11 protein-coding genes are annotated in these 13,352 nt (G+C 45.5%); 7 read left to right on the forward strand and 4 right to left on the reverse strand.

The window, feature by feature from the left end; translation table 11 throughout:
* Positions 1-118 precede the first annotated feature (118 nt).
* Complete coding sequence (gene argR / locus BMZ28_RS02770) at positions 119-589, forward strand: transcriptional regulator ArgR (RefSeq protein WP_047779800.1); 471 nt, start codon at positions 119-121, stop codon at positions 587-589.
* A gap of 109 nt (positions 590-698) precedes the next feature.
* On the opposite strand, the gene mpl is transcribed toward argR, so the two are convergent.
* Complete coding sequence (mpl, locus tag BMZ28_RS02775) at positions 699-2,066, reverse strand: UDP-N-acetylmuramate:L-alanyl-gamma-D-glutamyl-meso-diaminopimelate ligase (protein ID WP_074820511.1); 1,368 nt, start codon at positions 2,064-2,066, stop codon at positions 699-701.
* A gap of 171 nt (positions 2,067-2,237) precedes the next feature.
* Here mpl and fbp point away from each other — a divergent pair, with 171 nt between their 5' ends.
* From fbp to ppa, 4 genes are all read left to right on the forward strand, one after another.
* Positions 2,238-3,242 (forward strand): class 1 fructose-bisphosphatase, encoded by a 1,005-nt coding sequence (gene fbp, locus BMZ28_RS02780; RefSeq protein WP_047779798.1) that lies wholly within the window; start codon positions 2,238-2,240, stop codon positions 3,240-3,242.
* Between the two features lie 190 nt (positions 3,243-3,432).
* Positions 3,433-4,179 (forward strand): sulfite exporter TauE/SafE family protein, encoded by a 747-nt coding sequence (locus BMZ28_RS02785; RefSeq protein ID WP_047779797.1) that lies wholly within the window; start codon positions 3,433-3,435, stop codon positions 4,177-4,179.
* Between the two features lie 92 nt (positions 4,180-4,271).
* Complete coding sequence (locus BMZ28_RS17750) at positions 4,272-4,385, forward strand: YohO family small membrane protein (RefSeq protein WP_496559459.1); 114 nt, start codon at positions 4,272-4,274, stop codon at positions 4,383-4,385.
* 157 nt (positions 4,386-4,542) lie between these two features.
* Entirely contained in the window at positions 4,543-5,076 is a 534-nt protein-coding gene (gene ppa, locus BMZ28_RS02790) for an inorganic diphosphatase (RefSeq protein ID WP_047779796.1), read from the forward strand.
* A gap of 77 nt (positions 5,077-5,153) precedes the next feature.
* On the opposite strand, the gene BMZ28_RS02795 is transcribed toward ppa, so the two are convergent.
* The 3 genes from BMZ28_RS02795 to tamA are packed head-to-tail and all read right to left on the reverse strand — an operon-like array spanning position 5,154 to position 10,989.
* Complete coding sequence (locus tag BMZ28_RS02795) at positions 5,154-5,501, reverse strand: gamma-glutamylcyclotransferase family protein (RefSeq protein WP_047779795.1); 348 nt, start codon at positions 5,499-5,501, stop codon at positions 5,154-5,156.
* A gap of 2 nt (positions 5,502-5,503) precedes the next feature.
* A complete protein-coding gene (tamB, locus tag BMZ28_RS02800) occupies positions 5,504-9,268 on the reverse strand; it encodes an autotransporter assembly complex protein TamB (RefSeq protein WP_074820514.1) in 3,765 nt (1,254 codons plus the stop codon).
* Complete coding sequence (tamA, locus tag BMZ28_RS02805) at positions 9,265-10,989, reverse strand: autotransporter assembly complex protein TamA (RefSeq protein WP_047779793.1); 1,725 nt, start codon at positions 10,987-10,989, stop codon at positions 9,265-9,267. The genes tamB and tamA overlap by 4 nt, the downstream gene beginning before the upstream one ends.
* A gap of 195 nt (positions 10,990-11,184) precedes the next feature.
* Here tamA and msrA point away from each other — a divergent pair, with 195 nt between their 5' ends.
* Complete coding sequence (msrA, locus tag BMZ28_RS02810) at positions 11,185-11,823, forward strand: peptide-methionine (S)-S-oxide reductase MsrA (protein ID WP_074820516.1); 639 nt, start codon at positions 11,185-11,187, stop codon at positions 11,821-11,823.
* A 146-nt stretch (positions 11,824-11,969) separates the two neighbouring features.
* Positions 11,970-13,334, forward strand: coding sequence for a polyamine export protein PaeA (paeA, locus tag BMZ28_RS02815; RefSeq protein ID WP_047779791.1), 1,365 nt, complete (start codon positions 11,970-11,972; stop codon positions 13,332-13,334).
* Positions 13,335-13,352: the final 18 nt, after the last annotated feature.

Consider the following 13,352-nt stretch of genomic DNA (forward strand, 5'->3'; position numbering starts at 1 on the left):
CAAACTACAAACTTGAAACAATTTGTTCACAAAACTCAAAGTTAAATAAAGAATTTTGAGTCCTAGCGAATTTTTATTCATAATAAGGATATTGTTATCCAACTATCAGCGGTGAAAGATGCGACATCCAACAAAACAAGATGATTTGGTTAAGGCGTTCAAAGCGCTGTTAAAAGAAGAAAAACTCAGTTCTCAGGGAGAAATTGTTCAAGCCCTGCAGGATGAAGGCTTTGAAAATATCAATCAATCAAAAATATCTCGAATGCTGACTAAGTTTGGTGCTGTGCGTATCCGCAATGCCAAAATGGAGATGGTATATTGCCTGCCAACCGAATTAGGCGTTCCGACAGCAACCAGTCCACTGAAAAACCTGATTCTGGATGTAGATTATAACGATGCATTAGTCGTTATCCATACCAGTCCCGGTGCAGCGCAATTATTAGCCCGTCTGCTTGACTCTATGGGTAAATCTGAAGGCATTCTCGGCACTATTGCGGGCGACGATACCATATTTACCACACCGGCCAGAGGCTTCAGCGTAGAGCAGCTTTATCACGCCATTCTCGATCTGTTCGAGCAAGAATTGTAGTCGGATGAAAAGGCCCTGAGTCTGCCAAAGGCCTTGAAGCAAAGCCGTTTCATAATGAAACGGCTGACAAGCCTCGTTAAATCAGTCGCAAGTGTTACCGCGACTTTTATCACAGAAACTGTTTTTGCTTTAGCCCTGCCAGTAATTTCTCGTGAATACCGCCGAAACCACCGTTACTCATCACCAGAATGTTGTCACCTGGCTGAGCGCTATTCACAATCATATTCACCAGCGCATCCAAATCTCCAGACCAGTGCGCCGGTTGGATACAGGCGTCAGTGATATCTGAAACTTGCCATGGCAAGTTGGCAGGCTGCAAGATAAACACTTCATCGGCGCGACCAAATGCCGGAGCCAATTCATCTTTGCTAATACCCATTTTCATGGTGTTCGAGCGAGGCTCCAACACCGCAAGAATGCGAGCGGTGCCGCCAACTTTACTTCTCAGCGCGGTTAACGTGGCTAAAATAGCCGTCGGATGGTGAGCAAAATCATCATAAACAGTGACGCCATTCACCTCACCACGTAATTCCAGACGACGGCGAGCATTGATAAATTCATCCAATGCTCCGCAAGCATCCTGTGGTTGAACACCAACGTGACGGGCAGCGGCAACGGCCATCAAACCGTTATGCATGTTATGCTCGCCGATCAGTGACCAGTTCACTTCACCGACCACTTCACCATTCAATAACACCTGATAATGGCTGGCATCCGGCGTGAGCTTATTGGTTGACCATTGTTGACCTTCGCCGCTCATTTCAAGCTCGCTCCAGCATCCCATTCCGATAACGTGTCTTAAATTCAGATCGTTCTCCGGCAGAATAATCTTGCCCTGCCCCGGAACTAAGCGCACTAAATGATGGAACTGCTTTTGAATCGCTCGCAGATCTTCAAAAATATCCGCATGATCAAATTCCAGATTATTCAACACCAGCGTTCGAGGACAGTAATGGACAAATTTAGAACGCTTATCAAAGAACGCACTATCATATTCATCAGCCTCAATCACAAAGAATGGGCTATCTCCTAAGCGAGCAGACACATCAAAATTACCGGGTACGCCACCAATCACGAAGCCCGGCTTATAGCCACAATGTTCGAGGATCCAGACCGTCATGCCTGCGGTCGTCGTTTTACCATGCGTACCCGCAATGGCAATCACCCAGCGATCGCGCAATACATTGTCATGCAGCCACTGAGGACCAGAAATATAAGGAATACCATCTTCCAGCACCGCTTCAACACAAGGATTACCGCGCCCCATGGCATTACCAATGATCACTAAATCAGGACGTGGATTCAGCTGTGATGGCTCATAGCCCTGAATCAGGTCAATCCCTTGTTGTTCTAATAGGGTACTCATCGGCGGATAAACATTGGCGTCTGAGCCAGTAACCTGATGTCCTAGAGCACGGGCCAGCATCGCAATACCGCCCATAAACGTGCCGCAAATACCAAGAATATGAATATGCATTATATTTCCAGTTTATTGGTGTATCGAGTTAGCTCTCATTCTAACGCCTTAGACAAGCTATAAGAAGGGGAATAACCTATCAATTTGCTTAACCTTTAGTTAAAATTTACTACAATAAAATATCGATGGCATATGACTGCCATTTTTTCTTCAGCCGACTAGGAATTGTTCATGAAAACGTTAGGCGAATTTATCGTCGAGAAGCAACAAGACTTCCCCCATGCTACTGGTGAACTGACTTCACTGCTCTCTGCGATTAAACTAGGCGCTAAAATCATCCACCGCGATATTAACAAAGCGGGTTTGGTTGATATTCTTGGAACAAATGGCGTTTCAAACATACAGGGCGAAGTTCAAATGAAGCTCGATCTGTATGCGAATGAAAAGCTTAAAGCCGCGTTGAAAGCCCGTGGAGAAGTCGCCGGAATTGCCTCAGAAGAGGAAGATGACATTGTTATCTTTGAAGGCGAACGTTCAACAAACGCAAAATACGTTGTATTAATGGATCCGCTGGATGGTTCCTCTAACATTGATGTAAACGTTTCTGTAGGAACTATTTTCTCCATTTATCATCGTATTACACCGATTGGTCAGCCAATCACCGAAGCAGATTTCCTGCAACCGGGGAATCGTCAGGTTGCCGCAGGTTATGTCGTTTATGGTTCTTCAACCATGTTAGTGTATACCACCGGTGCTGGCGTACATGCCTTTACTTATGATTCATCTATCGGCGTTTTCTGCCTGTCTCATGAGAAAGTTCGCTTCCCGGCAACGGGGAATATGTATTCCATTAACGAAGGTAATTACATCAAATTCCCACAGGGCGTTAAGAAATACCTGAAATATTGTCAGGAGCAGGATGAAGCCACCAGCCGCCCTTATACTTCAAGATATATCGGTTCTCTGGTCGCGGACTTCCACCGTAACCTGCTAAAAGGCGGCATTTACCTTTATCCAAGCACTGCATCACATCCAAAAGGCAAACTGCGCTTATTGTATGAGTGCAATCCAATGGCCTTCCTGGCAGAACAAGCAGGCGGTCGCGCCAGTGATGGATTCCGACGGATCCTTGATATCATTCCTGAAGAACTCCACCAGCGGATGCCGCTGTTTATCGGTACCGAATCAATGGTAAAAGATGCCGAACGCTTTATGCATAACTATCCGGATGCGTAACATCTCCCGGGGTTAGTCTCAAAATCATAAATTAAGGGCAGATATTTTCTGCCTTTTTTATTGCCTAAACTACAGCGAACATGCGTAAGCTAACAAAATAAAAACATTAGCAACCAAATTATTTTACATTCAAGATGAAGTAAAATATCGTGACGCTATAAAGATAAGATCGGTAGATAAGAGGGCTTATATGCCAGAACATCTTCAGCTGTTAGATTTGGCTATCATCGGTGTTGGTCTGACGTTTGCCTATATTATCTTCGGTATTACTGGATTTGGTACCGCACTGATTGCCAGCCCGCTTTTAGCATTTTTCATTCCCGTCGATAAAATCGTTCCGCTGCTGGCGCTGCTTGACTGTTCTGCTGCCATCACTAATGTTTTAAGAGATCGAAAGAATGCGGTAATCAGTGAAGTAAAACGGCTGGTACCGTTAATGATACTTGGTAGTTTGTTAGGTGCTGCCGTTTTGCTGTATACCAATCCGGATAGCTTGCTTATCTATCTGGCTATATTTGTTATTGCTTATGCGATTTATTCGCTCAGCGGTTTCAAACCAACCGCCCAATACACGACCAAAGCCTCTGTGCCCTTTGGATTTATTGGTGGTATTTTCAGCGCACTCTTTGGCAGCGGTGGTTTTATTTATGCCATTTATTTGTCTGGCCGAATTCCGGATAAAAACAGTATTCGCGTTACCCAAAGTACCTTAATCGGACTTAGCACGTTTACTCGTATCGTTATCTTCTTTGTCGCCGGTGTTTATAGCGACTGGTCATTCCTAACCATGGCGCTGGCTTTATTCCCGGCAATGATTCTCGGTGTATTTATTGGCCGTCGGATTACGATTAAGCTGTCCCGAGAAAACTTCCTGAAAATCATCAACGTTGTTATTCTACTCTCAGGTATAGCCTTGCTTATTCGGGCACTGGTTTAACCATTACGCCTATCCATCGGTAAATTGATTATTGTTTACATTTTTAAAACATTTATAATGGATTCAATTTACAATTATCAGAGATATTGGCCATGAACAATATTATCCACAAAAGCGTTGTGGCATTCATTTTCATATGTGCCTTATCCGGTATCGGTGGCGTGATTTTAGCCGGTTTGATTATCTATACTCGCTCCGTTTCCTGAGTTCATTTCCCCACTATCGGTAAAACTTTCCGCTGGTTAGCTTTGCCGTATCAGCAATAATCTGCGAATTACGTCAAAAATTGAAGATTCATGCCCAGAGTCGGCTATAATAGGCGACAATTCTAACCCAACTTTATTTGATCAAAAGGAAATAGAGATGAGCCTTAATTTAGTACCGGCAGGTAAAGACCTACCAGAAGATATCTACGTTGTTATTGAAATTCCAGCCAATGCCGACCCAATCAAATACGAAGTAGACAAAGAGACCGGTGCTATTTTCGTTGACCGTTTTATGTCAACCGCTATGTTCTATCCATGTAACTATGGCTATATCAACCACACCCTGTCTTTAGATGGCGACCCGGTTGACGTTTTAGTCCCAACCCCTTATCCGTTAGTACCAGGTTCCGTCATTCGCTGCCGTCCGGTTGGCGTATTAAAAATGACCGACGAATCTGGTGAAGATGCGAAGCTGGTGGCGGTTCCTCATACTAAACTAAGTAAAGAATACGACCATATCAAAGACGTCAATGACTTGCCTGAACTGCTACGTGCACAAATCACTCACTTCTTTGAACACTACAAAGATTTAGAGAAAGGCAAATGGGTTAAAGTTGACGGTTGGGATAATGCTGCTGCCGCTAAAGCCGAAATTCTGTCTTCTTTCGAGCGCGCTAAACAAGCAAAATAATTTTGTGGTTCCACAAAAAAGAGCACGTAAATACGTGCTCTTTTCTTTTTGGGGTGATCATAGGTCAGATATCTGACCTATCCCTCATTTTTTCGATGAACCCAATCGCCGCTGTCAATACGCTTTAAACCTTCAACAGAGTGCAAATAAAGATACATCCATGCACTGCCATAAGGCGTTTGTACCAGCTCGCGTCGGTAGTCTCGCGTATCGTTCTTCAATTCATCCAATTCTGCCAGAATAGAAGAATCAATCCGATAAACTTCACAATCGATTTCACCCTCGCCTTTAATCACCGCTGGATAATGCCCTAAATCATAAAGCTCATAGCCTGAGATACGATACTCCCCAAGCCATTGGGCATTAGTCATCCAGTGACTGTTTCCCTGCCCCCGACGTAAACTACCATAAACAATAATTCGCATAATCAAAACTCAAACTGATAGAGCACATCCAGTGCCTGATCGATGCCAGACACAGCCTCCAGATACAGCCTTGGCATCAGTCTATAACGTAGCGTTAATGTCGCCAGTGAATCAAATATTCCAACGCCATACTTGACCTGTAAACCCGGCATAATATAACCACTCACAACTACGGAAGAACTGTCACCAACTCCTTGTGTATCCAATGATAAATTTTTGACGCCAAACGCTTCGCCAATCTGACCAACCAGCTTACCACTTTTCGCTACGCCTAGCCCTACCAACATTGAGGTCATCATATCACTATCACCGCCGCTACTGTCTAGCCCCTGCCCTCTAAGCAGATAGGAGAGAGCCTGTTGCTGTGACATCGCAGGGTCAGAGAAAATTTCCACCTTAGGCTCACTAGCCAACCCGGTGACCCGAACACCTGCGGTAACGCTATCTTCTGTCGCATCAGGATTACGAATAGCTTCAAGATTCAACATCGGCTGATCTGGCGGCCCTGCAAATTGAATCATGCCTTTCTTAATGACCAGATCTTGTCCATAAGCCCTAAACTGGCCACTTGGAATATTCACCTGACCGTTTAACCCTAAACCTTTCTTATCCTGAACAACTTTGAGATCGCCCTGTAAACGCGCTTTCAGACCAAATGCCTTAATAGATACATTGTTACCAATGCTCACCACCAAGTTACTATTAATGGCAATAGGTGTGGATTTGGTTTCAACCGGGCGCAGATTACGATCCAGCATGACTTCATCAGAAGAAATACCGGTAGCGCTTTCCGGCACCTCTTCAACAGAAATTCTGGCCCACGGAATACCCACCGAACCATTTAACGTCAATAATTGCGGCGTAGCATCAAAAACAATATCAGGAGAAACATCCAGCATCACTGTCGGAGGCATAGAAATGCGAATTCGGTCGCCTTTTGCGGTAATTTTGGCCCGCCAGGCATCAATGTGACGCCAGTCAGCATTGCCTCCCAAGGTCAAAGAACCTTTTTCTGTCTGAATTAAACCGTTAAGTTCGGAGCTAGTCCCGTTAAAGTTAAGCGCCAGACGGCTGTCTTTCACAACTAGCGGCACCCACTGCGTATTCAGCTGCAATTTTTCCAGCGCCAGCGATCCGGTTATTCTTGGGCTTTGTGCATTACCACCCAAGCGTAGGTTAGCATTCAGCATACCATCCGCTTTCTCATTCCCCTCCAGAGCAGGCTTCAGCAGCGCCAACGATATGGCATCAATCTGCACATTGCCGGACAGGTTACGACTCCCCTGCGGATCGCTGACTTGAACATTACCGTTAAAACTACCGTTATTAGCTATTTTCATCAGCCAATTAAGCTGCGCCCGATTACCATTCATATTGGCATCCAGCGTGAGTTTGTCTAACGCAATAGGTAGTGCTCGGCCATCAATCATCTGTGTAACAGCGACGCCATTACCATTAAGAGCCACCTTAGCCTGAGGCAAACCGCCTCCAGCCTTCCAACTGACATCAGCCTTACCAGTGAAGATGCCCTGAGCCTTGGTTTCCTTACCTAGCATTGGTGCCAACATGGCCAGATCAAACCGATTAAGAACCAGACTCGCCTGACCGCTTGGACCTACTTCAATCGTTTTTGGTACGCAAAGTTCCGCATTCGGATTACGCCAGCAGTGTGACCCAATACTGATAGTTTGTTGGGCATTGCGATAGTCTAATGCAATATCCCGAGAAATCTGCCACTCGCCAACTGGGGTATTGAATCGAGTATTGGTGAGTGCCCCTTTCCAACGCTCATGGGTTCGGTCAAAGCTACCGTTTAATGCCAGCTGTCCCGAAACCGGTTTACCATTGATATTCAAATTGAGGTGATGCTTACCTTCATTTCCTTCTGCTTCCAGACTCAGCAGGCTGATGTTTAAATCCCCTTGCGTTAAATCACTCACTTTTAGTGCCAGCGAGCCTTTCACCTGATTGGCAGAAGTGATATCGCTGTTAAGCACTACTTTCGCGATCTTTAAGTCTTGCCATCCCAAACCATTGGCATTTAGGTCAGCTAATAACTGTGGTGACTTGGCGTCGCCCCTCAGTTTAATGGTGCCTTTCGCTACGCCGCTTAACCCCGGCAACATACCGGTTAACTTAGGCGCATCAATATTGGCATCCAATATCCATTTATTGGCTAAATTACCCTTAACATCAATCGTATTCGGACCCAAGGCCAGATTCACCCCAGGAATAACCCATTGTCCAGAATCATTACCCTTGAGCGCCCCGGTAGCCGATAGCCGATTTTGCTTAACCTGGCCGTTGAGATCGATCTCTGGAACGTTCAACTGCCAGCTTCCACCGTTTAAGCTTCCTTTGGTGGTCACTTTACCGTTCAACTTAGCGGGCCATTCAGGCCACTGTTTGGCGGTATTAATGCCATCAATAGTTAACAGCGAACGCCAACTAATGGCATGGCTCCAATCAACCACACCACTGAGTTCCGCTTTCCCTTGCAAAGCACTGAGGCGTAATCGGGAAAGATTGAACTGTTGTACGTTGCCTTTCCCATCGACCAATAAGCTGGCAGGAGGAATATCGGTTCCTTCAACCGCAGAACGTAACGACAATGAATAGTCGGTCGCACGACCATCCAATTTCAGGCGAGTATCATTCACTCGATAATCACTTTTGCCCGTAAAAGGCCACTGTACCCGCTTGCTCTCCAGCGTCAGCGATAACGGTAATCCTGCGCTAGCCAAATTAGTTTCAGCCTTTAGCTGAGCGCCAACCGGCCCTGAAGCATTCACATCCAGCGTCAAACGGCCGACCACATCACCAGCCACTAATAATTTAACCTTCTCCCCTTTCAAAGAGGGATCGTTTACCGTCGCGTTCAAGGTTAAATTAACCGGCCAGTTCCCGCTTAATGAGGCGTCGCCCGTTAACGCGGCAATACCTTCTGGCGCATTAACCTTTAGTGACTGAATCTGAATATGAGAATCTTTGGTGGCTGCCTGTAGCTCCAAACGATTTATCTGGATCGGCGCCGCGCCAGTTAAACGCAGATCTTCACCAATCAGACTGGGTAAATTGAAATCCATGGGTAAATGGACTTCCGGTAGTGATGCCAACAGCGGTTTATCAAACAACGCTGCTAACATTTCCCCGGTCGTTTCTTGTTGGGATGGCTTAGCAACCGGTGGTTGCTGTACCTCGGTGGATTGCGGTAACACCACCAATAGCTGGCGAATATTGGTCGGCTGTATATTGATTTCACGCTGCTGCCAACTGGCCGCGGTACGGAATTCATTTAGCGTAATGGCGATATCATCAACGGTGACGTTAACATTATTCAGGCGCAGCAGACTCAGCTCAATCGGGTACGGTGTACGAATATCGGTAACCGGCTCAGAAGGTGGCTCTTCTACCACCGCAGACGCAGGAATCTGGGCGGTATCAATCTTGACATCGACATCCTTAGCCGTCACCGCATTAACGCAAATTTTACCCTCGGGAATACAGGTAAAATTAATCGAAAGATGAAACTCTTCCACCCCAACATCAATACCTGGCATAGCATAATTTACTTTCGATAGCGTTAAATCACGCCATCCACCTTCAACACGACCAATCTGTAGGCCTGATACTACGCGAGGGAGGTTATTAAGCACTAAATGCAGGCCGGTTTGAGTCCCCAACAGCAGCGCCAGTGCGCCCGTTAGCAAAACAATCAGCAGCAGCAGGCCAATGATAACGCGCTTTATCCATTTTTTTATCTTCATAGCTCTGGCCCTAATCCGATATAAAACTGCATACCGTGCTCATCTTTATCACCAATTGGTGCCGCAATATCAAACTTGATCGGTCCAATGGGTGAAGCCCAGCGTACACCAACCCCAGCACCTTTTTTAAAGGTATAATCATCCAGTTTATTAACTGCATCTCCCCCATCAGCAAATGCCGCAGCCCACCAATTACCGCTCACATTATATTGATACTCCAGTGAGCCAGTAGCCAGTTTGGATGCCCCTGTCAGTTTGTCATCGCTGTCTTTGGGTGAAATCGATTTATATTTGTAACCTCGAATGCTACGGTCGCCACCGGCAAAGAAACGCAGTGATGGAGGCACCTTCGTAAATTCGCCGGTCTCAATCCAGCCAAGGTTTCCTCTGGCAATAAAGCGATGCTTATCCCCCAGAGAGCGAATCCAAACGTTCTGAGCTTGAACAACGGCAAAGTTAACGTCTGAGCCCCAGGTTGTATCAGAAACATCCAGAGAGTAACTTTGACTATCGCCCCACATTGGCATTAGTCCTCCCCTTTGGCGGGTCCGATTTAGGTTAACGCCAGGATAGAGCAACATGGTGGTATTGGTGACAGAACCTTGGGTAAAGTTATCCAAACTCCAGCGCAAATTCACTGAACGCTGCCAGCCGCTAGCGGTGTCCCAATAACGGGCAACGTTAAACGTTCCTGAGCTGGATTGAGTATCGTTGTGGTCTTCGTGTTTATAACCGGATTGTAATAAATAATATTGTTCCAGCGGGCTTTTTAGCAACGGGATTTTATAGCTGAAATCAAGGCTTTGTTCCGGTGCCGACAGGTTAATACTGGATTCAAAGCTGTGGCCTCGATCGTTTATCCATGGCTTCTTCCAGTTCGCTTTTACCCGAGGACCAATATCGGTGGAATAACCACCACCAAGTTCAATGGCATTCTGACTTCTTGGCGACAAAACACCTTCCAACGGCAGTAGTTTATCGCCATAAACACCGTTAAAATCTGGCGAGACAACCACGCTGTTAAACCAGTTGGTTGAGGAAAGTCGACGGTTTAATTCAGACAGTTGAGCTGAGGTGTAATATTCACCTTCTTTAAAAGGCACCAGATTCTGTAAGTAGTCATCACGAATTTGAGAATGCGCAAACGTCACTTTGCCAAAGCGATAGCGTTCGCCACTGTCAAAATCGATATCCCAGAACGCCTGATGTAAATCCGCCGCCACGCCTAACTGACTTTTTTCAAGATTGGCATCAAAATAACCCCGACGAATAGCCAGCCCGGTCAATGCGCTTTTAAAATTATCATAAGCTCCATGATCGAGAATGGTGCCTTTTGCCGGCACATCGGTTTTTAATAGACTAATATATCTTTCATCGTCTTTGCCCTGCCCGGTAATACTGATATGAGTTTCCTCAATACGCACCGGTTCCCCTTTGATAACGGTTGCGGTCAATACCGGCTTTAAAGCAAAGGCTGGCTGGCTAACATCGAATTGAATCTCTGGATTATAATATCCTTTGGCTCGCAATCCTTTACGGATAGTTTCATCAACCTGTTTGGTAAAACGGGGAGTATTAGCAATTTCATTTTCTGGTATTGTTGAGAGCAATGCATGAACATTTTGTTCTAAATCACCACTTAGTCCTTTCACCTCCAGGCTCAAATCAGCCGTCCGGGCTGATGAAACTACTAACATAAACGGTAGTAGCAAAGGGAACATTCTATATCGTGATCGTGGCACGCAGGCTCCTAAAATAATTAGTCCGATTTACTTCAATAACTAAGGGTAGATAAAGTTCGGCAATGCTTCATTCTATACCCTATTAACATTTAATTAGCGGTATATTGTCGATAAAGATGCTCATAGTTACAACATCCTTAACCTTATCTTGACAAAAACATGCGGAGTTCGTTTATGTTGCCCTTTAATATATTAGAGTTTATCTCGCCAGAAAAAACGCTTCCAGGTCGAGATGAAGCCATGAAAGTCGCCCCGGAACATCTGGTTTTACACTCATCGATGACAAGTATCCCGCCAAATATGGCCACCGCCATTTTTGCAATGGGTTGTTTTTGGGGCGTTGAGCGTCTCTTTTGGCAGCAGTCCGGTATTTTTAGCACGGCGGTCGGCTATAGCGGAGGTTTTACCCCAAACCCAACCTATCGGGAAGTGTGTAGTGGACAAACCGGTCATGCGGAAGCAGTCAAAGTGGTATTTGATCCAACCCTCATCAGCTATCCGTCATTGCTAAAACTCTTTTGGGAAAATCATGACCCGGCTCAGGGCATGCGTCAGGGGAATGACATCGGTAGCCAATATCGCTCAGCAATTTATGCTACCACTCCAGAACAGTTGCAGCAGGCTCTGGACAGCAAAGCCGCCTTTGAAATCGCCATGACCGATGCTCATGATAAACGCCCGGTAACCACGGAAATCGCCATGGCAAAACCGTTCTACTTTGCGGAAGATGAGCATCAGCAATATCTGGCAAAACACCCTAACGGCTACTGTAATCTTGGTGGAATTGGAATTTGTCTGCCGCCAAAAAACTAAAGACAGATGACAAGATTTAACCAACTGTTATACTAAATCAGTGGTAACGGACTAAAGTACACCGGTTCTTATAGCCCGTTACGCTGTTTTATTCATTCAAAGTATTCAACTTCAGATCCTATTTCCGGTATAACCGCGGATAAATTATGTTAAACAGTGCATTACTGATTATTTTGTTGATCGCGATAAGTGCGTTCTTCTCTATTGCCGAGATCTCTCTCGCCGCCTCACGAAAAATGAGGCTGAAAATGATGGTGGATGAAGGTAACGTCAATGCGGCTCGCGTATTAGAGTTACAAGCAACCCCCGGTATTTTCTTTACCGTTGTGCAAATTGGCGTTAACGCCGTTGCCATTCTTGGCGGTATCGTTGGCGATTCTATTTTCTCCCCTTATCTTGCGGCTCTTCTTAGTCGTTTTATGGAGCCAGCCTTAGCCGAACAACTTGGTTTTATTATCTCTTTCTCTATTGTCACCAGCCTGTTTATCCTGTTGGCAGATCTCACTCCAAAACGCATTGGCATGACATCACCGGAAGCAGTTGCCATCCGGATTATCAATCCAATGCGTTTCTGCATTATTTTGTTCCGGCCGCTGGTATGGTTCTTTAATGGAATGGCCACCTTGATTTGCCGGATATTTAATATCCCAATGGTGCGTAATGACAACATCACTTCTGATGATGTTTATGCCGTTTTTGAGGCCGGTGCGCTGGCTGGCGTGCTACGCAAACAGGAACATGAGTTAATTGAAAATGTATTCGAACTGGAATCAAGAACCGTTCCTTCTTCGATGACCGCCCGTGAACATGTAGTGTATTTTGAACTGGATGAACAAGAAGAGCAGATTAAAGACAAAATTGCTAACTATCCCCACTCAAAATTCCTGGTATGTAACGGCTCCATTGACCAAATAATTGGTTATGTTGATTCCAAAGATTTGCTGATTCGCGTATTGAGCAATCAAAGTTTAACCCTGAAAGGCGGAGTGCAAATTCACACCCCACTGATCGTTCCAGACACCCTGACCCTGTCAGAGACGCTGGAGAGCTTTAAAGTGGCTGGTGAAGACTTTGCCGTTATTCTTAATGAATATGCGCTGGTAGTGGGCATTATCACCCTGAAAGATGTCATGACCACGCTGATGGGCGATCTCCTTGGTCCAGGGGAAGAAGAACAAATTGTCGCCCGCGATGAACATTCATGGTTGGTTGATGGTGCAACGCCAATTGATGATGTTATGCGTTCTCTGTCGATTGATGAATTTCCACAGTCAGAAAACTATGAAACCATCGGCGGCTTTATGATGTTCATGCTGCGTAAAATTCCAAAGCGCACTGACTCGGTAAAATTTGCTGGCTACAAATTTGAAGTGGTAGATATTGATAGCTACAAAATAGACCAACTTCTGGTGACTCAATTGCATAATAGCTCAGTCATCGCTGCTGAAGAGCTGGCCAAAGAAATAGCTAAAGAGAAGAAAGAGGAAAAAGAGGGCAAGTCAGAGCAGTAATCCCACCTCGCCAAACCT

Origin of the sequence: Pragia fontium DSM 5563 = ATCC 49100, assembly GCF_900112475.1 — a bacterium.
Classification (GTDB): Bacteria; Pseudomonadota; Gammaproteobacteria; order Enterobacterales; family Enterobacteriaceae; genus Pragia; species Pragia fontium.